The following is an 18,625-nucleotide window of genomic DNA, read 5'->3' as shown; positions in this document are numbered from 1 at the left end:
ATAATAGTGTGTATATTGATTACATTAGGTGATATTGTGTATTTGGTGGAAGCAGTATTGCGACCAGAGAAAACAGCCGATGTAATCGCCGCACTTGCAAAATTTGGACATAAGGACGATATTCTTATTTCAGATGTTAAAGGCAGAAGGCGTGAAGTTGGCGAAAAAGTTGTTAGGGAATATAGGGGACATACATTTGTAATGGATGTTCAAAAAACAAAAACAAAAATGGAGCTAATAACTGATGAGGAACATTTGGAAGACATAATATCTACAATAACCAATAGTGCAAAAACGGGAAATTACGGGGATGGAAAAATATTTGTCTACCCAGTTATTGACTACGGATTTGGGGAAGGGAATAAATCTTCCAAAAATCTCAAAGGTGAGGATGAAGGATGTGGTGGAAACCCTGAAAGAGATGAGCTCCTAAAAAAACTTGGCATCAAATTACCTGATGATGAATATATTGATAATCTTATAAGCAAAACATTTGAACCTGATAAATTGGAGCTCAGAACCATGGAAAAAACTGCCATTGATGAGCTATCATGTAATTTATTTGACATACTAAAAGAGCAGGATATGATTCACGATTATGCATTAAATGTTGAAGTGGAGTATGAAAATGGAATATATCATTACAGATGTAATGTAATTTTAATTCCAAAAAGAACCCTTGGAGTTCTCAAAAAGAAAATAAATATGGATTCAATAAGAAAACGAACAGAAGATATTTTAAAGTCCATTAGTGTTAATGCAAAATATGACATATCCATTAAATCCTATTAATTACGACATCATATTTAAAAAATGCAAAAAGAGGTGTTTTTATGGAAAAAAAACTTGTGAGCTTTATTGTTGCAGGAGACCCATCTCCTGACGCTACATTGAAATTTATGAACGCACTTTCTAAATACTCGGACATAATCGAATTGGGAATTCCATTCAGCGACCCTATGGCAGATGGAGAAACAATCCAAAAAGCAGATGTAAGGGCATTAAACAATGGTATGAAAGTTTCAAAGGTTTTTGATATAATAAAAGAGTTTAGGAAAACTTCCGACACCCCCGTTGTTGTAATGACATACTACAACCCGGTATTTACAAAAGGTGTGGAGAATTTTGTTAAAACACTTAAAGAAGTTGGCGGAAATGGACTTATTGTTGTAGATTTGCCTGTTGAAGATGCTGAGGAATATTTAGATGTTTGTAAAAAATACGATATTGGAACGGTATTCCTTGCGGCACCAAATACCTCAGAGGACAGATTGAAGAAGATTGATGAGGCGAGCTCTATGTTTGTTTATCTTGTATCTGTATATGGAACAACAGGAGCTCGGGATGATGTTTCAAATCTTGCCCTAGATTTCCTTAATAGAACAAAGAATTTATGTAAAAAACCAGTTTATGTTGGATTTGGAATATCAAAAAAAGAGCATGCAAAAGAATTTATAAAAAACGGTGCAGACGGTGTTGTAGTTGGAAGTGCCTATGTAAAAATAATTGAAGAATATGGCGATTCTGAGGAAACTGTGAAAAAACTTGAAGAAAAAGCTAAGGAATTAAAAGAAGGAGTAATTGAAGGTTCAAATAATTAATTTTTTATTAATCAATTTCTACATATATATCTTTATTTTTCTTCATAGCATTTAGGAGCTCCTTTCCTATACCTGTTTTTTTAGTTATTTTGACAATTCCGCTTGAACCTACTGTGGCATTACATAAGTAATCTCCATCAACATATATTTTGACATTTGCTCCCATGAATTCTTCTCCAACATCTACTATAACATGGTTTTTTGTTTCAGTCAATTTTGTGGTTTCGTAATCACTTACAAATTCATATTTTTCAAAAGATTCTTCTTCAAAATCCATTTCCACGCTTTTTCTTTCAACATTTATTCTAAGGCCCAGTATATTTTCCAGTTTTGTTATCTCCTTTCCACCTTTTCCAATAATTGCGGGAACATATTTTTCCGGAACTATTAAATCTATGGTATTATCATTCTTAACTTTCACCCGCATTTCTTTTCTTACCTTTCTTGGCAGGTGTTCTTTTAAAATTTCTTTTATTTTTTCTTCTGCATATTTGTGAATTGGAGGTTTGGATTTTTCCCCCTCCTCTTCTTTTATAGGCATGACCACTACCTGCTCACCATAGGTATATATTTCATATTCTGGCTCTTTTGTTTCAAAATCCCTTACTTCAATTACAGGTCTTGCCAAATCTGCCTCCTTCATACCGTGTGGAACTTTAACAGTGAAATGCACTTCATAAACCTTTTTTATCTGCCCACTTTCTATATAAATTACAGTATCTACTATCTGAGGTATCACACCGAGCTCCACCCTGCCAATAAGACGCTGGATGGCATCGATTGGTTTTGAGGCATGAACCACCCCAACCATTCCAACACCTGCCATCCTCATATCGGCAAATATTTCAAAGTCTCTTGTTTTTCTTACCTCATCATATATGGTATAATCTGGTCTAACAAGTAGTAGAATATCACAGGTGTTTTCCATATTTCCTTCAAGTGGTGCATACTGGGTAATCATTTTTCCAACTTGAAGGTCTCTTGGGCTTTCCATCGTCTTTACTATCTTATTGTTATTACAGTAAAATTCTGCCAATGCTGATACAAATGTTGATTTTCCACTTCCCGGACTTCCAGAAACAAAAATCCCCTCTGCTTTTTCCTTCAATCTCTCTAAAAGCTTATCGGACAATTTATAATCATCAAGAGAAACCTTGGTAATTGGCCTAACTGCGGTAATTTCAAGCCCTTCTGAAAATGGAGGTCTTGCTATTGATATTCTCAGGTTTGCAAGTTGAATTACTGTGGCTCCTCTCTTCTGAATTTCAATAAGACCATTGTTTTGTTCAGTATATTTCAATATATTATCAATTAAATATTCCATCTTTTCTCTTGTTAATTTTTCATCGCCAATTGGAACAAGTTTAACTTCCCCAGGTTTTCCCTTTTTTGCGTAAGGGATGCAGTTTTCTTTTAAATGGATTGACGAAGTAATATCATCAAAGTAATCCATCAAAGATAGTTCCACTTTTTCCTCTTCAACCTCCAAATAGTAGGACTCTATACCCTGAGCTCTTGCAAGATTATGCTGTATCCTATCACTTGTGAGCAATAGTGAGTTTGTCTCCTTTGCCACTTTTCTAATCATGGCATCTATTTCACCAGCTTTTGCAAGTGAAACAATATCAACTGATGGCCTCTCTCCATAATATTCTATTTCGATATTATGTTCCTTTGCAATATCCACCAATCTTGTTAATTCCTCTATACCTAAATATCCTATTTCTCTACCTTTATTTGCCTGAGCTTCCAACTCTGATACAACAGCCTCTGGAATGATTATTTTGCTGTTCTTTATTGCATCCTTTTTTATGAGCTCCGATATTCTTCCATCGATGACTACGCAGGTATCAACGGTAATTTTTTTGTTTTGTAAATTTAGATTCAAACTTAAATTCTCGCCTGTGCTGTTCATAATCTCCCTCAATTTTAAGATAATTTTATAATTGTGATTGTGATTTATCTAACTTATATAGTATATCCTTTATATATTATATATTTATCATTAATTGAAGAAATAATTAGATGAAATTACTTAATCACTTCATCATCATAATTAATTCAACTACCGCAGGGTGATGTGATATGTTGTTTAAACACCAAATAAAAACAAATTCAAGGGAAGAAATGATTGATATTACAAATTATATAAAAGAATCCATAAAAAACTCAAAAATCAGCGATGGAATTGCTGTAATATATGTTCCGCACACAACAGCAGGCTTAACAATCAACGAAAATGCCGACCCATCTGTTAAAAAAGACATTTTGAAGTTTTTAAAGGAAAAAATACCAAAAAACTATAATTTTTCACATTTGGAAGGCAACTCAGATGCCCATATTAAGAGCTCGCTATTTGGGAGCTCATTAACTGTAATAATATCACATGGAAAACCATTACTTGGAACTTGGCAGGGCATTTATTTCTGTGAATTCGACGGACCAAGAAACAGAACATTTTATGTTAAAATTATGGAGTAATGATACTATGATGAAAAAGATAAAAACTTTAAACTGGGATGAGCTCTCTTCAAGTCATAAAGAGGACTATGTGTGTATTGAAGAAAATTATGATTTATATATTAACGATAAATTTATAGAAAAAATGACAGCATCACCTAAGGATTTAAAGGAGCTCGGGGCAGGTTATGTTATTTCAGAGGGTTATTTAGAACCAGAGGATATTAAGGATGTTCATATCAATAACGATAGAATAATTGTAATAACTGATGAATCAGATAGCGATAAATCAAATAATAAATCAAATAATAACAATAACGATAAAAGCTATAATGATATAAAATTAAAAATACCCTTAAAAACCATTTTTAAAATAATGGAATATATGTCAAATATCACAGGAATATGGAAAATAACAGGCGGAACTCACTGGGCATGCCTATTTGATTTAAAAGGTAATGAAATAATCACTATTGAAGACATTGGAAGGCATAATGCGGCAGATAAAGTAATAGGTTATGGAGTTTTAAATAATATAAATTTGGATGATAAAATATTGGTTTCAAGCGGAAGACAGCCTTATGCCATGGTAAAAAAGGCAGTTAATGCCAAAATACCTGCAATAGTATCAAAATCTCCATCAACAGATAAAGGTGTAGAGCTCGCAAAAAATAATAATATAATATTGATAGGTTTTGCCCGAAAGAACAGGTTTGTAGTATATAATGGTTTTGAAAGAATTATAGATGAAGAATAAAATTATAGAATAATAAAATAATATGAATAAAAAATATTCATAAAATTGTGGATACTATGGAAAACAATGTCTTATTTACAGACTGGACAGCTCAAAAAAGAAATTTAAAAGATTTGAATCAGTTAAAAAGAGATATAATAAAGAATTTTGAAGAGAACCAACTTAAAGATAAAAAAATAGTTTCCATGCTTAGTGGTGGAAAGGACAGCTCAACAGCCCTTGCATTAGCAAAGGATTTAAATTTAAATGTTTGTTTGTGTGTTCATTTTATCCATAAATGGAGCTGGAATTTAGCTAAGGAACAGGCTCAAAAAATAGCCGATGAATTAAATATTCCCATACTGTTCTATGATATAACCGAAGACTTGAAAAAACGAACAAAAGGTGCAAAAGGAGGGAGCATCTGCCGAATCTGCAAGAACATAATGAAGGATAAAATGATGGAAATAGCAGAGAATGAAGGTGCGGAAATCATACTAACGGGGGATACAGCACTTGAAAAGATTTCTGGACCAATATTTCAGTATTTAAGGGAAAAATATGGCATGGAAAAATTTGATAAAATGGAGCTCACCCCAGTTCCAAAAAGATATAATAAAATGTTTTTTAGACCTCTTATAAGATGCGGTTATGACGATGTTATTAAGCTCAAAAATTATTATGGAATAGAGATAAAAAGAATCCACGAAGTTGGCGATAAATTCGGATATTGGAGGGAAGGTTGCCCATTACAGTATTGCGACTACGATACAACAATAACTGAGGAACTTTTAGATGATTTATATACATACAATAAAAAAATCACGGATTTAGCAAGAAAACATGGATTTAGGGCATCTATAAAACTTCCTTCAAAGGAATTAATGGTTGTTCCCGATAAAAAAGAATATATAAACATGATTAAAGAGCTATTGCAATAATCACAGATATTATTGATAATTTTATACTTTGAGATTTAAGTTAGATGATAGATATACCTTTTTACCATTTTCATCTATCCTAATTTTAAAAGCTTTAAATTCCACTCCATTTTTCAGAGCTCGGTAGAATGTGTCTGCAAATTCTTTATCCATTTTTGAATTTGGGAGAAAATATTTGCAGTCCCTAACTGCCATAATCAGTATTATAGAATTATAACCTTCTTTTTTAGCTAAAATTAACTCTTTTAAGTGTTTTGTTCCCCTAACTGTTGGAGCATTTGGGAAAAGGCAAATGCCGCCCTTTACGATAAACCGCCGAGAAAGCCAACGATTTTAATCGTTGGATGAGAGGCGGACATTATATCGGCTAGTAAGTAGTAAAATATAAATATGAGAAGATTAATAGTAAGTAACGCTACCAGTCCAAGTTCTAATGGGTAGGGTTAGTGAAAACTCTACCGCTGGTAGTGGTTGGTATCGTGGTTTGTTTTGATAGAGTAATCTTAGTGATACAGCGTAGCCCTGAATCTCCTAAACGGGGATAGGGGTAGTGGGCTTGGCCACCCATGTAGGGTTAAACCCTGCTAAAATTAGACGAAATCACTTCGTGATTTCGTTGCTCGCTTACTACCGTAAGCGAGAACCCAACGAGTTCACTCGTTGGAGTAGGTCAGAAGATTGCAGCCTTTTAACTCCACAAATGTTTTACTGTCTAATAAAAAATCAAAACGGCTATTTTTATATTTAACCTCTTTTTTTATAGTTTTTGGCACGAAACCAAGAACACCCTGTTTTATGGCATTGTATGCAATTGATGAGTGTAGGGATGTATTTACTAAAACCAGTTCATTCCCCATTTTTACAGTAATTAATGTATAATCCGTTTTTAGCCCTTCTCTATTCTTTACCACCAATATTTCCCTACCTTCTGTTAGTATTTCTTCAAGACGACCAGTATCTGCAATATAGCAACTTTTTTCCTGCCCATTTATTACTATTTTACCCAAAAACCTATTTACTCTTTTTATGAATTCTGCCTTTTCCAATTTTCCCAGAGAGTTTAAGTTTAGGAGCTCCAAAATATCAACCTTATATTAATTTAATATATTCATTAAAAGCCTCTCTTGAAGTGCCCACAACGATTCTTTTATAGCCACCATGAGGGGAGCTCACACCTTCCAATTTTCCTCTGACAATTACCTTTTCACCATTAAATGCCTGTCCTGCGTATGTGTGGGTGAATGAGACAACTTCTTTAATCTCCTTAGAGTTTAATTCCAATTTATTTTCAGCTAAATCAACAATTTTAACATTGTCTATTTTGTAAATTGCAGGATTATCAAAGATATAATCATCATCGACTATATCACATTCAATTTTAATAAACCCTAAATTTTTATAGCTATAATCCCCGTATTTTGAATTTATTTCACTCCAATCTCTTGTAGCAAGTAAATCAAACATTGTGTTATTTATCACCCCTCTGTTGTATTTCCTTTTTTCATGCCAGACAAATTCATCATAGGAAAGAGTTCCATCTTTTATTCTTTTATTGTATGCCTTCTTCCAAAACTCATCAGATAATGGATGAATATGGTTTAACCTATATTTTTCATTTTCCTCAAAAATAGTTTTTAAAATACTTCTTGCTTTTTTGTGGTTTTTCATTCCATATATTACAAAATCAATATCTGAATTCTCATTGTTTAATTTTATTACTGTTGAACCTGAAACTCCCATGTATTTATAGCTTAATCCATAATCGTGAAGTTTATCAGCTAAATTTTTACATTTTTCTTCAAATTCATTATTTTGTGCGTCCAATATCTCGTTTAGTCTATCATTTGGGCTTAATATATTAATTACATGTTCCTTTGGAACTGCATGTATCGTAATGTCTTTTGTTTCATCGTAAAATAAATATTCTGGAAAATAATCCTTTAAAATTCCGTATGTTTTCGTCGTATCTGTTATTTTTATATATTTTTTTCCGTTCATCTGCTGCCGTATATCGTTTCTATTCAAATTGTATTTATTTATTACATCGTCATCTACTGCATCAAGGTTTAAATACCTTAAAAAAGCAAAAATCCTATCTTTTGGATGTTCATAGGTATTTACTGCGAAAAATCCGATTTCTGTTTCTACAAAATCCCTTAACCTTGCTTTTATCATGATTTCACTTATAACTCGGTTTTTAATAAATAATATATGATTATATATGGTGATATATGATGATATGATGAAAAAAATAAAACTAAGAATAAAGAATAAAAAAATAAGATATATTGCAAGAATTATCCCTTCTTAAATCCCAGTGCAAATCCAGTCGCAAATCCTGCTCCCAAAGATGCAGAATGAATCAATCCAGCAGCCTGGCTACCATATGCTACAATAGAAGACTCAAAATTGCCCAGCAATCCTGTGAATGCTTCTTTGTTTATTGATATCACACCAAGTTTTGCCAAATACAGGAGGCTTAAAAAATAAAGCCCCACTAATGCAGCAACTAGTTTTATGGCTTTCTTTATGCCCCATCCTATAATTGCCCCACTTATAAATCCGGTTCCCAAATCGGGCAAAAATTGAGTTATGTCCATCGAAATCACCAACTTTTTATTTGGTTTCAGAGATTATTATATCATCAAGATTTTTCAATTTGTTTGTGATTACACATACGGAGCCATATTCAAATTCTTTGCAACAGATATATTGGCTTCCTATATTGTTATAGGAATATTCTTCAACATCCCATCCGTTGTATGAACTGTCCTTTAATTTTTTCAGATTTTGATTTTTCGTCTGTTCTTTAACTATATTTTTTATAGTTTCCTTATCCACTGGCAATTTGTATAATATTATGGTATCATATCCTTTGGTATAGGTATTTTGGTCTTTTTTATTCCATCCATTGACTTCAACTTTGATTGGAACATAGTTTGGATTGAATTCATTCATATTCATAAATTTATCTATGTTAGCATCCAATCTTAATTTGCCAATTAACATATTGTTTTTAGTTTCAGCACTGGATTTTATAACCTTTATACCATTGATACTTTTTAATCCACCTATTAATTGCTTCAAAGTTTCATTATTATACATTATTATATCCACATCAGTATATTTATCATAAGTTCTTGCACATATTGCAGTTTCATTGGTATATATTATTACATCACTTGGTGTAATATAATCCACCCATTTATTGTCAGGCTTTCCCACATATTTGGAATTTAGGAAAATATATCCATTTTCAGGATTAATTTCATCAGATTTAAACAGTTTTCCTATAAACCATAATGGAGTTTTTATAGCAATCTCATTTGGATTATTTGGGTTGAGATACACCCCATCTATAAAATAAAAGAAAAATGAAGGAATATTTTTTCCAGAATTTTGGCTGATAACTTCTGACACTATGGAATTATCAACATATACAAACTCAGGATATGGACTATTATCTACAATCTTTGCAACTTCTGTGGCATTAACTGAACACATTAGAAAAGATAAAATCCCGAGCATCACTATTATTTTTATCCTTGAAATCGACGAGGTATTTAGAAAATCTTTTTTGATTTTCTTTATATTTTCCATATAATCACCAAATATACTATTCCATAACACAAACACACAGGTATGAAAAATCCATACTTATTATATTCTTTAATTCATCATTTATTATTCTTTCGTTTTTGTATGTGAGGTTTTCACAAACTATTATTTTTTTATTGGGGCTTATACCATTGTCTATTAAATATTTTACATCTTCTTTTAGGTTACTTGGCAGAAATATTACTTTTTCGTTATTTTTTATTAAATCCAGAAGGATTTTTCTATTTTCCTCCTTTCCATGAAGCGTCAATATATGGTAATCTTCCCATGAGATTTTAAGCTTGGATGCTACAACCTGAATAGAGGATATGCCTGAAACTACCTGAATATCATCCCTTTTTGCAATATTATATTTTAAAACTGTTTTCAACAATCCACTAAAACACGGGTCTCCTGTGGACAATATTGCAATGTTTTTATCTTTATTATTCATGACTAAGTTTTTTAACTCCTCAATCAAATTTTTTGTTAATATATATTTTTTATGTTCTTCGATGTTAAATAACTCCAATGCTCTGCCACTACCTGCTACAATATCTGAGCTCTCCACAGTTTCGATTGCATTTAATGTTAAATATTTTTTATCCCCCGGACCTATTCCTACAATATATATCATACTTTAACCCAAACATATTATTTTTAATTTTTCTATTTTATCTTTTGATTATTTTTTTATTTCTTTTATTTATGTTTTTTATGTCATTTATTTTTATTTTATGATTATGTATCAATAATTTATATTAAAAAACTTTATATATTAATATTGTTAAATGAATATTGCTAATACTATGATGTGATATTATGAGAGTTATTGGAGTAATCGGTCCAAAAAAATCCGGGAAAACTACGCTTATATGCGATATTTTAAAGAAATTAAAAGAGATGAACATTAGTGTTGCATCCATAAAACATAGTTTTCATGATGTTGAAGTTGATAAAGAAGGAACAGATTCCTACAAGTTCAAACATTATTCAGATATATCTGTTCTATCAGATAGTAATAAAACTACATTTTTTTACAATAAAATGAGCTTATATGAGATACTTTCCAAATTAGATAATGAGATTGTTATAGTGGAAGGATTTAAAGAGCAGTTAAAAGAATTAAATATTCCAAAGATACTTATGGTTAAAGGAGATGAAGGGTCGGAGCTCCGAGATTCTCAAACTATTATGGTAGTTAAAGACTATGAATATGATATTGACGAAGTTATAGAAAAAGTGCTTGAAAAAAGTATAGTTCCAACATACAACCTAAATTGCGGTCATTGTGGACATAACTGTAAAACGTTTGTAGAAAAAGTCATTAGTGGAGAACTAAAATGGGACCAGTGTGTGATATCAAAAGGAGTGGAAATGGTAGTTAATGGAAAAACCATTCCTATGAATCCATTTGTTTCAATCATAATTAAAAACACGTTAAAAGGTATAATAAGCTCGTTAAAAGGCGTAGATGACCCAAAAAATATATCTATAAAAATTAAAGAGTTTTAATTATCACCTTATTTTATATTGCCCACACATAAAAATCGTTATCAAAAATCATCATTCATAAATATTATATACAAACAATTATAATATGTAATCACTAACGTAATTAAATATAAATATTGAAAAATATATAAATATTATGAAACATATTATTACAATAATCTTTTAATTTTAGCATTGTATTAACATGGCAACAATAATATATTTTATATATTTTACAAAATAAAATTATAAATGGCTTTTTTGGTGATAAAATGGTTGTAGATGAAAGCAAATATGAAAACATGGCAGAAATTTTCAAAGCATTTGCTGACCCAACAAGATTAATGATATTGAGATTATTAAGTGAAAATGATAGCATGTGTGTGTGTAATATAATAGATGAATTAAAAAAGCCTCAACCAACCATATCCCATCATTTAAATATATTAAAAAAATCTGGCATAATAAAAGCTAGAAAAGAAGGAACATGGAATCACTATTATATAGTAAATCCAAAAGTTAAAGACATAATATCTACAATGGATGAGATGATTAATGAATAATATCACTTTATTTCTTTTTTTAATATTTTTTTATTTAAATTTAAACATGTTTTACAATATCCTGAGCAAAGCGAGGGTATTTAGTATCATAGATTTTTTATATTTTCAAATATGAATCATAATGAAATTTAAAATATAATATAATTTAAAATTTATAAAAAATATAATGTATTAAATTTGGTGAAATTATGGGGATTCAAGAAGAAATTAAAAGATTAGAAGACGAAATAAAAAATACACAGTATAATAAGGCTACTCAAAAACATATCGGGATATTGAAGGCGAAACTTGCAAAATTAAGAGATATGCAAAATAAACCAAAAAGCACAGGGACAGGATACTCCTACGCGGTTAAAAAAACAGGGGATGCCACAGTTGCTTTTGTAGGATTTCCATCAGTAGGTAAATCTACACTTTTAAATAAACTTACAAATGCCAACTCAGAAGTTGGAGCATATGCTTTCACAACATTAACAATAATTCCAGGAATTTTAGAGTATAGGGGGGCAAAAATACAGGTATTAGATGCTCCAGGGATTATTACTGGTGCATCATTTGGAAAAGGTAGAGGTAGTGAGGTATTAGCCGCCATTAGAAATGTGGATTTAGTGATGCTTGTTGTTGATGTGTTCTCACCTGAGCACATCCCAGTGATTGAAAGGGAGCTCTACAATGTTGGCATTAGATTAGACCAAAGACCACCAGATGTTAAGATTGTAAAAAAGGATAGGGGTGGAATTAATATAAACACCACAGTTCCTTTAACAAACATAGATGAAGAAACGATTGTAGCAATTTTACATGAGCATAGGATACACAACGCAGATATCGTAATAAGGGATGATATCACAACAGACCAATTTATAGATGTGATTAGTGCAAACAGAGTGTATATCCCATCCCTTGTTATTGTGAATAAGATAGATTTAGCTGATGAAGAGCATATTAAGAGAATTGAAGAAGTTTTGAAGGATAGACCGCACATTCTTGTTTCAGGGCATAAAAATATTAATATTGAAGAATTAAAAGAACAAATTTTTAATACCCTTGGATTTATGAAGGTTTATTTAAAACCACAGGGTAAAAAACCAGACCTTGACGAACCACTTATTATTTTAAGAGGTTCTACTGTTGAAGATGTATGTAATAAACTTCACAGAGATTTTGTAAAGAATTTTAGATATGCCCAAGTATGGGGAAAATCTGCAAAACATCCTGGTCAAAGGGTAGGGCTTAATCATGTATTGGAAGATGGAGATATCCTTACGATTGTAATTAAAAGAACGTGAAGTACCCCTTCCTTACGGAAGGGGCTTCCTGCTTCACTGAACGAGCTTGCCATCATCAGTAGTTATTAACTACCTAGGTAGGGGCTCACTTCTCCACAGGCTCACCCCCGCCTTCCGCAGGTGTATGGAAATAGTGTAGAATGGGCTTGGTTTTCGCCCATTTATATATCTATTTTATTATGCCATAATATTTATATTTTTCGTCGGATTTCCGAGCGATAGCGAAGGAAAGTAATGAAATGCGAAGCATTTCATCTGATCTCATCTCCACCTTACGGAAGGGGATGTCTGAGCGATAGCGAAGACATTTATAAATTCCGAAGGAATTTATCAAACTTCCCGCCGACATTGGATAAATAAATAAAAATAAAATAAATAAAAAAATAAAAAATAAATTAAAAATGGGATATAATGACAATTGAAGACATAACTAAAAAAAATAAGATGGAAGAAGGAAAGGATGAAGAAACCAACATGGTTAAAAAACTAACAAAAGCTGGAAAAATCCATGCTGAAATAATGGAAGAAGCCGTAAAGCTTATAAAACCTGATACTAAACTTTACGATGTAGCAGAATATATTGAAAACAGAACCCGAGAGCTCGGAGGAGAAGTTGCATTTCCTTGCAACATATCAATAAATGATATTGCAGCACATTATACGCCCTTTTATGGGGATGAAAAGGCATTCTCTGAAAATGATGTTGTAAAGTTAGATGTTGGAGTTCATGTTGATGGATACATAGCAGACGGTGCCATAACTATTGATTTGTCGAGCTCCTACAATGATTTAAAAAAGGCGTCAGAGGATGCACTCCATACCGTAATTAAGGAAATTGTGCCACCAATGAATATTGGAGATATGGGGGCAATTATCCAAGAAGTAATTGAAAGTTATGGATACAAACCAATATCAAACCTATCTGGACATGTTATGGAACAGTATGTTTTACATTCTGGAATAAGCATTCCCAATATAAAGGAGAAATCAAAAGATTACATTGATGTTGGGGATATTGTGGCAATAGAGCCTTTTGCAACAGATGGATTTGGACAGGTTGTAGATGGAAGTGAAAAATATATCTTTAAATATATAACATCAAGACCGGTCAGATTACCTTCTGCAAGGAAAATATTAAAAATTATTGAAAAAAAATACCCATATCTACCATTTGCAGAGAGATGGCTCGCAAATGAGGACCCAAAATACAAGGCAGGATTGAGAAATTTGATGAGCTCAGGTTGTCTCTATGGATACCCATCATTAATTGAGAAAAACCGCGGTATGGTGAGCCAGTCGGAACATACAGTTTTAATTACTGAAAATGGGGCAAAAATCATAACAAAGAAATAATAAATAAAAAACATAATATCAATATTATTTATTATCGCAAGTATAAATGAACGGTGATTTCATGATTGTAATTCTTAACAACGGCGGTCAGTATGTTCATAGAATACATAGGAGTTTGAGATATTTAGGCATAGCTTCAAAAATAATTCCAAATGACACACCATTAAAAGAAATTGAAGGAAATGAGGAGATAAAAGGCATAATATTAAGTGGCGGTCCAGATATTGAAAAAGCATCAAACTGTATGGATATTGCTTTAAATTCAAAACTCCCAATATTGGGCATTTGTTTAGGTCATCAGTTAATAGCTCGGGCTTATGGTGGAGAGGTTGGAAGAGCAGAATCAGAAGAATATGCCCATACAAAGATATATGTTAAAAATGAAAATGACTTATTCAAAAATATGCCAAAAGAATTCACTGCATGGGCATCCCACAAGGACGAGGTTAAAAAAGTCCCTGAATGTTTCGAGATTCTCGCATATTCTGACATTTGCGATGTGGAATCCATAAAACATAAGGAAAAACCAATATACGGCGTGCAGTTTCATCCAGAAGTATCCCATACAGAATGTGGTTCTGAATTATTAAAGAATTTTTGTAGGGTTTGTGGATTGATAAATGAATAATATTAAAAATAAAATTCACTCTAAAAATTTTTTTCCCAACTCAATGTATTTTTTAGACCCTACTTTTTTGATGGTTTTAAAATAATTTTCCATCTCTTCTTTAATTTTTTTTCTTTTCTCATCATCTACAATATTTAACCGCGAATACAATACTGCCATCTCCACAATAAGACCTTCTGCCCTATTATATGGCTCAAATGAGGGAGATTTTAATTCTTTTTCTGAAATTATGGTTCCCTCAACAATCATAAGTTTAGAGCTCCCATACTCATTTTTAGATTCTATGATTTTTCTATCATTTATTTTTGCTAAACATATTTTGTAGGAATCTTTCAAGTAGGGTATTGAATGATTGTTGTAGTCAAAATATTCATAATTTCCATTATCATCCAAAACTGATTCAGCTATTAAATAGGGGGAACATATGTTTATTATAAAATAATCTTCATTTTTTAAATTATCGTAGGTATGGGAACCTTCATAGAGATGCAGTATAATCTCCTTGTTATTGTCAATTTTATCCTTTTTTGTATCTTTTATAAATACTCCTATCGGAGCTCGGTTATTTTTTCCAGATGTGATTACCACTTCAAACTTCATAAAATCACGCTATCAGTTTTAGTTAATTTTATCCTTATGATATATACCCTGCTTTGTATTTCTTCTCTTTAATTCATTGGAAATCTCATTTAATATCCTTAACCTATGTAATCTCCATTCGGGAGATATTTTTATTTCGTCGGGAGTTTTATCTTTTGACACCCTTTGAATAAGCACATAAGGAGATAAATGCTCTAAAAAATCACATACAAGTTTTATGTATTGTTTTTCGTCAAGGGTTTTATATTCTCCTTTCCAATAAAGATTTTCCAATTCTGTATTTTGGATTACAACTAATGGATATATTTTAAGTGCATCAATTTCCAGTTTAGATAAAATTTGGGCAGTTTTCATCATATCGTCCCATGTTTCATTGGGGAGCCCCAAAATAATATGACCGCACACAAAAATGCCCCTTTTTTTACAGTTCAATATTGCCCTTACAGTGTCTGAAACCTTGTGCTTTCTGTTCAAAAAGTTCAATGTTCTCTGATGCATAGTTTGGATTCCTAAATCAATCCATATTTCATAACCTTCTTTTACATAATCTTCCAAAATATCCAATTTTTCATCTTCAAGACAGTCAGGTCTAGTTCCAATAGATAGCCCAATTACATCAGGATAGGATAGTGCAAAATCCCAGAGCTCTTTTAGTTTTTCAGGAGTTCCGTGGGTATTTGTTCCAGGATAAAAATATATATAAAATTTCTCAATGCCTTTGCCTTTCTGTTTTTCAATTTGTTTTTCAATTTGTTCCTTTAATGAGTATTTCACATTACAGTATTTTACACTTATGGGTCTGCCCATCTTTGGGCAAAATATACAGCCTTTTGTATCGATAGTGCCGTCCTTATTTGGACATGAAAATCCTGCATCAACAGGTATTTTAAAAGTTCTATAAGGTTTTGCCTTTTTCATATATAATCCATATTGTGCTATTGGAAAACCATCCAAATAAATTTTATCGATGACATGTTTATCAATAACATTATTAGCAATATTTCTGTTTGGAGAGTGTGTCTTATTACAATTTATATTATTTGTAGCTGTATTAACTTTATTAATATTAATTTTAGCATCCCTTTTATCAGGATTAAGGGGTTTTAATTTAGTCATAAACTCACCATATTTAGTATTTAAATTATATGTAGTTTATTCATAAAATCCATAATTGAATTAAAAAAGATGGATAAATTATATATTTAATAACTATTTAAATATAAATGATATTTAAGTATGATTTATATTAAAATATGGTTTTAAGGATTTATTTGTAAAAATACATAATTTGGAGCGTGGAATAATGGAACTTCATATTGATGAGAAGAAACTTCTAAAAATATTTCAAGACAGCGGGAAAGATGAAATCACAGTTGAAGAGTTAGCAAAAAATGAATTAATGGGTTCAGAAACAAAGGTTATGAGAACTGCATTATGGTTATCCGGAAAGGAACTGGTAGAAATTATTGAGAATAAAAAAGAATATGTCAGATTAACAGAAAGGGGAGAAAAGGCATTAAATGAAGGTCTTCCAGAAAGAAAAATTGCAAATTATTTAAAAGAAAAAGGTGTAAATTCAATACCAATTAAAGACCTTGGAAATATATTGGATAAAGCTGAAATAAGCCCTGCATTGGGAAATTTGAAGAAAAAAAAGATTGCGAAAATTGATAAAGGGAATATTGTTATAGACAATTTAGATTATGTGGATGAAGAGGAGGAGCTCCTAAAAAAAATAAAAATAAATAATAATTTAGAAGAATATAAAAATGCAAAAGCCCTTGATAACTTGAAAAAAAGAGGATTTATTGAAGTTGAAGAAATAGTCGATAGGACAATTAAATTAACAGAAAAAGGAAAGGAATTCATAAAAAATCCAATTGAAATAAAGGAAGAAATTTCCCAATTAACCAGAGAACATATCATCAGCGGAAAATGGAAAGAATGCCACATAAGACCTTATGATGTGAATATCCCAACAGAAGATATATATCCTGCAAAACTGCATCCTATGGCAAGAGTGATACACGAAGTTAAGGATATTTTAATTGGAATGGGATTCAAAGAAGTAAAAAACCCTATCGTTGAGACAGAATTTTGGAACTTTGATGTATTATTTGAACCACAAGACCATCCAGCAAGGGATATGCAGGATACATTCTTTTTAAGATACCCTGACAAAGGGGATGTTCCAGCTGAGCTCCTAAAAAAAGTGAAAGATATACATGAGAACGGTATTGCCGATGGTGAAAAGATTTCTAAGGGATGGGGCTATAAATTTGACGAAAATATATCCAAAAGAACAGTTTTAAGAACCCATACAACCGTTTCATCAATAAAATATTTAGCTTCATTATCGGATGAAGAAAAAAACCAGCCCCATAAGGTATTTTGTATAGATAGGGTATTTAGGAACGAAGCTATTGATTATAAGCATCTTCCTGAATTTTATCAGTGTGAAGGAATAATTATGGATGATGATGTTAATTTTGATAACCTAATGGGCATCTTAGTGGAATTTTTAAATAGATTAGGCTTTGATAAAGTCAGAGTAAGACCTGCATACTTCCCATTTACAGAACCTTCATTGGAGGCAGAGGTTTATTTGGAAGGAAAAGGATGGCTAGAACTTCTTGGAGCTGGAATATTCAGACCTGAGGTGCTTAAACCTATTGGAATAGAAAAACCAGTTTTAGCATGGGGCATTGGATTGAGTAGGTTGGCTATGCTCAGATTGGGATTAACTGATATAAGGGAGCTCCACAAGAATGAATTGAACTGGCTTAAAAAGGTTAAATACAGGCAGTAAAAAGCAGTAAAGTAAAAGCGGCAAAACTTAAAACTATAAAAAATAGGGAAAAAATGAAAATTGAAGAATCTATAAAGTGCGCCTATGTTGAATCATACAATGGAACTAGAAAGGGAGATAAAAAAGAAGAGGTTGAATTGATTAAACAGACAATATTAAATGCAAAAAATATTGTTGTTGCAACAAACAATCCAAAAAAATTTAAAGTAGTAAGGGATATTCTCTTAGAGATATTGGATAAAGAAAAAAATAAGAATATAGTTGTATCAAAAATAGATATGCCCACAGAAGTTTCAGATTTAACAAGGATGCCTGCATTAAATAAGGGCTTAATTGCCGTGGATACTTCAAATGCAGATATTGTTATTGCAAGAGGTAGGTTCGGCGTTCCAGGTTCTGGCTCAATGTTATTGATTATGGATAATAAAGGGAGGATACTAACAGGTTCATTATCTCCATCGTCAATTATACATAAAGAAAGCATTGAAGACACAGTAAAAAATGAATTAATCGATGCACTAAAAAGGATTGGAATTACAGATAATCGTTGGTGA

The 18,625-nt window shown here is 31.6% G+C and carries 21 protein-coding genes; 12 read left to right on the top strand and 9 right to left on the bottom strand.

Annotated elements, in window-relative coordinates:
• The first annotated feature begins 36 nt into the window (after window positions 1-36).
• Window positions 37-792 carry a P-II family nitrogen regulator gene (locus tag Mjas_RS05315; protein WP_421077158.1) on the top strand — a complete coding sequence of 252 codons (756 nt, stop codon included), beginning with the start codon at window positions 37-39 and terminating at the stop codon, window positions 790-792.
• Between the two features lie 41 nt (window positions 793-833).
• Window positions 834-1,601: a tryptophan synthase subunit alpha gene (gene trpA, locus Mjas_RS05310; protein ID WP_421077157.1), complete on the top strand. Its 768-nt coding sequence runs from the start codon at window positions 834-836 to the stop codon at window positions 1,599-1,601.
• Window positions 1,602-1,608: 7 nt separating this feature from the next.
• Here the strand turns inward: trpA and Mjas_RS05305 are convergent, their stop codons facing one another.
• Window positions 1,609-3,516: a PINc/VapC family ATPase gene (locus Mjas_RS05305; RefSeq protein WP_421077156.1), complete on the bottom strand. Its 1,908-nt coding sequence runs from the start codon at window positions 3,514-3,516 to the stop codon at window positions 1,609-1,611.
• 170 nt (window positions 3,517-3,686) lie between these two features.
• On the opposite strand from Mjas_RS05305, the gene Mjas_RS05300 reads away from it, so the two are divergent.
• From Mjas_RS05300 to Mjas_RS05290, 3 genes are read left to right on the top strand one after another with little or no spacing between them, the layout of a single operon-like run.
• On the top strand, window positions 3,687-4,082 hold the full coding sequence (locus Mjas_RS05300) for a secondary thiamine-phosphate synthase enzyme YjbQ (protein ID WP_421077155.1): 396 nt from the start codon (window positions 3,687-3,689) through the stop codon (window positions 4,080-4,082).
• Between the two features lie 7 nt (window positions 4,083-4,089).
• The gene (fdhD, locus tag Mjas_RS05295) at window positions 4,090-4,818 is read left to right on the top strand and encodes a formate dehydrogenase accessory sulfurtransferase FdhD (RefSeq protein WP_421077154.1); all 729 of its coding nucleotides are present in this window, start codon (window positions 4,090-4,092) and stop codon (window positions 4,816-4,818) included.
• Window positions 4,819-4,874: 56 nt separating this feature from the next.
• Window positions 4,875-5,738: a 7-cyano-7-deazaguanine synthase gene (locus Mjas_RS05290; protein ID WP_421077153.1), complete on the top strand. Its 864-nt coding sequence runs from the start codon at window positions 4,875-4,877 to the stop codon at window positions 5,736-5,738.
• Window positions 5,739-5,759: 21 nt separating this feature from the next.
• Here the strand turns inward: Mjas_RS05290 and Mjas_RS05285 are convergent, their stop codons facing one another.
• From Mjas_RS05285 to Mjas_RS05260, 6 genes are all read right to left on the bottom strand, one after another.
• Window positions 5,760-6,032, bottom strand: coding sequence for a DNA/RNA nuclease SfsA (locus Mjas_RS05285; protein ID WP_421078577.1), 273 nt, complete (start codon window positions 6,030-6,032; stop codon window positions 5,760-5,762).
• 359 nt (window positions 6,033-6,391) lie between these two features.
• Entirely contained in the window at window positions 6,392-6,817 is a 426-nt protein-coding gene (locus Mjas_RS05280) for a DNA/RNA nuclease SfsA (RefSeq protein ID WP_421077152.1), read from the bottom strand.
• Window positions 6,818-6,827: 10 nt separating this feature from the next.
• Window positions 6,828-7,910, bottom strand: a complete 1,083-nt coding sequence (locus Mjas_RS05275) for a nucleotidyltransferase domain-containing protein (protein WP_421078576.1) — start codon at window positions 7,908-7,910, stop codon at window positions 6,828-6,830.
• A gap of 125 nt (window positions 7,911-8,035) precedes the next feature.
• Window positions 8,036-8,338 (bottom strand): FUN14 domain-containing protein, encoded by a 303-nt coding sequence (locus Mjas_RS05270; protein WP_421077151.1) that lies wholly within the window; start codon window positions 8,336-8,338, stop codon window positions 8,036-8,038.
• A gap of 16 nt (window positions 8,339-8,354) precedes the next feature.
• Window positions 8,355-9,338 (bottom strand): hypothetical protein, encoded by a 984-nt coding sequence (locus Mjas_RS05265; protein ID WP_421077150.1) that lies wholly within the window; start codon window positions 9,336-9,338, stop codon window positions 8,355-8,357.
• A gap of 16 nt (window positions 9,339-9,354) precedes the next feature.
• Window positions 9,355-9,972, bottom strand: a complete 618-nt coding sequence (locus Mjas_RS05260) for a cobalt-precorrin-7 (C(5))-methyltransferase (protein ID WP_421077149.1) — start codon at window positions 9,970-9,972, stop codon at window positions 9,355-9,357.
• A gap of 185 nt (window positions 9,973-10,157) precedes the next feature.
• Between Mjas_RS05260 and mobB the strand changes: the two genes are divergently transcribed.
• The 5 genes from mobB to Mjas_RS05235 all read left to right on the top strand — a co-directional run bounded on the left by mobB (window position 10,158) and on the right by Mjas_RS05235 (window position 14,662).
• Window positions 10,158-10,850 (top strand): molybdopterin-guanine dinucleotide biosynthesis protein B, encoded by a 693-nt coding sequence (gene mobB, locus Mjas_RS05255; RefSeq protein WP_421077148.1) that lies wholly within the window; start codon window positions 10,158-10,160, stop codon window positions 10,848-10,850.
• A 251-nt stretch (window positions 10,851-11,101) separates the two neighbouring features.
• Window positions 11,102-11,392 (top strand): ArsR/SmtB family transcription factor, encoded by a 291-nt coding sequence (locus Mjas_RS05250; protein ID WP_421077147.1) that lies wholly within the window; start codon window positions 11,102-11,104, stop codon window positions 11,390-11,392.
• A 188-nt stretch (window positions 11,393-11,580) separates the two neighbouring features.
• Window positions 11,581-12,681, top strand: a complete 1,101-nt coding sequence (locus Mjas_RS05245; protein ID WP_421077146.1) for an OBG GTPase family GTP-binding protein — start codon at window positions 11,581-11,583, stop codon at window positions 12,679-12,681.
• A 444-nt stretch (window positions 12,682-13,125) separates the two neighbouring features.
• Complete coding sequence (gene map / locus Mjas_RS05240) at window positions 13,126-14,034, top strand: type II methionyl aminopeptidase (RefSeq protein WP_421078575.1); 909 nt, start codon at window positions 13,126-13,128, stop codon at window positions 14,032-14,034.
• A 61-nt stretch (window positions 14,035-14,095) separates the two neighbouring features.
• Window positions 14,096-14,662 (top strand): GMP synthase subunit A, encoded by a 567-nt coding sequence (locus Mjas_RS05235; protein WP_421077145.1) that lies wholly within the window; start codon window positions 14,096-14,098, stop codon window positions 14,660-14,662.
• Window positions 14,663-14,677: 15 nt separating this feature from the next.
• On the opposite strand, the gene Mjas_RS05230 is transcribed toward Mjas_RS05235, so the two are convergent.
• Window positions 14,678-15,262 (bottom strand): DUF447 domain-containing protein, encoded by a 585-nt coding sequence (locus Mjas_RS05230; protein WP_421077144.1) that lies wholly within the window; start codon window positions 15,260-15,262, stop codon window positions 14,678-14,680.
• A gap of 18 nt (window positions 15,263-15,280) precedes the next feature.
• Window positions 15,281-16,378 carry a TIGR01212 family radical SAM protein gene (locus Mjas_RS05225; RefSeq protein WP_421077143.1) on the bottom strand — a complete coding sequence of 366 codons (1,098 nt, stop codon included), beginning with the start codon at window positions 16,376-16,378 and terminating at the stop codon, window positions 15,281-15,283.
• A 187-nt stretch (window positions 16,379-16,565) separates the two neighbouring features.
• Here Mjas_RS05225 and Mjas_RS05220 point away from each other — a divergent pair, with 187 nt between their 5' ends.
• Together Mjas_RS05220 and Mjas_RS05215 are read left to right on the top strand one after the other, a co-directional pair.
• Entirely contained in the window at window positions 16,566-18,071 is a 1,506-nt protein-coding gene (locus tag Mjas_RS05220; RefSeq protein ID WP_421077142.1) for a phenylalanine--tRNA ligase subunit alpha, read from the top strand.
• Between the two features lie 53 nt (window positions 18,072-18,124).
• Window positions 18,125-18,625, top strand: coding sequence for a FeGP cofactor biosynthesis guanylyltransferase HcgB family protein (locus Mjas_RS05215; RefSeq protein WP_421077141.1), 501 nt, complete (start codon window positions 18,125-18,127; stop codon window positions 18,623-18,625).

The sequence above is a fragment of the Methanothermococcus jasoni genome, assembly GCF_049075655.1.
GTDB lineage: Archaea > AGJL01 > Methanococci > Methanococcales > Methanococcaceae > Methanofervidicoccus.
The sequence above is the reverse complement of the archived record's forward strand: the minus strand, read 5'-3'. Positions and strand labels throughout refer to the sequence as shown.

What these genes read in the sequence shown, in the direction of transcription:
- Mjas_RS05300 (WP_421077155.1), top strand. Translation starts at nt 3,687, where the DNA reads ATGTTGTTTAAACACCAAATAAAAACAAATTCAAGGGAAGAAATGATT.
- Mjas_RS05220 (WP_421077142.1), top strand. Translation starts at nt 16,566, where the DNA reads ATGGAACTTCATATTGATGAGAAGAAACTTCTAAAAATATTTCAAGAC.
- Mjas_RS05230 (WP_421077144.1), bottom strand. Translation starts at nt 15,262, where the DNA reads ATGAAGTTTGAAGTGGTAATCACATCTGGAAAAAATAACCGAGCTCCG.
- Mjas_RS05235 (WP_421077145.1), top strand. Translation starts at nt 14,096, where the DNA reads ATGATTGTAATTCTTAACAACGGCGGTCAGTATGTTCATAGAATACAT.
- trpA (WP_421077157.1), top strand. Translation starts at nt 834, where the DNA reads ATGGAAAAAAAACTTGTGAGCTTTATTGTTGCAGGAGACCCATCTCCT.
- mobB (WP_421077148.1), top strand. Translation starts at nt 10,158, where the DNA reads ATGAGAGTTATTGGAGTAATCGGTCCAAAAAAATCCGGGAAAACTACG.
- Mjas_RS05290 (WP_421077153.1), top strand. Translation starts at nt 4,875, where the DNA reads ATGGAAAACAATGTCTTATTTACAGACTGGACAGCTCAAAAAAGAAAT.
- Mjas_RS05305 (WP_421077156.1), bottom strand. Translation starts at nt 3,516, where the DNA reads ATGAACAGCACAGGCGAGAATTTAAGTTTGAATCTAAATTTACAAAAC.
- fdhD (WP_421077154.1), top strand. Translation starts at nt 4,090, where the DNA reads ATGATGAAAAAGATAAAAACTTTAAACTGGGATGAGCTCTCTTCAAGT.
- Mjas_RS05250 (WP_421077147.1), top strand. Translation starts at nt 11,102, where the DNA reads ATGGTTGTAGATGAAAGCAAATATGAAAACATGGCAGAAATTTTCAAA.
- Mjas_RS05215 (WP_421077141.1), top strand. Translation starts at nt 18,125, where the DNA reads ATGAAAATTGAAGAATCTATAAAGTGCGCCTATGTTGAATCATACAAT.
- Mjas_RS05270 (WP_421077151.1), bottom strand. Translation starts at nt 8,338, where the DNA reads ATGGACATAACTCAATTTTTGCCCGATTTGGGAACCGGATTTATAAGT.
- Mjas_RS05245 (WP_421077146.1), top strand. Translation starts at nt 11,581, where the DNA reads ATGGGGATTCAAGAAGAAATTAAAAGATTAGAAGACGAAATAAAAAAT.
- Mjas_RS05265 (WP_421077150.1), bottom strand. Translation starts at nt 9,338, where the DNA reads ATGGAAAATATAAAGAAAATCAAAAAAGATTTTCTAAATACCTCGTCG.
- Mjas_RS05260 (WP_421077149.1), bottom strand. Translation starts at nt 9,972, where the DNA reads ATGATATATATTGTAGGAATAGGTCCGGGGGATAAAAAATATTTAACA.
- map (WP_421078575.1), top strand. Translation starts at nt 13,126, where the DNA reads ATGGAAGAAGGAAAGGATGAAGAAACCAACATGGTTAAAAAACTAACA.
- Mjas_RS05225 (WP_421077143.1), bottom strand. Translation starts at nt 16,378, where the DNA reads ATGACTAAATTAAAACCCCTTAATCCTGATAAAAGGGATGCTAAAATT.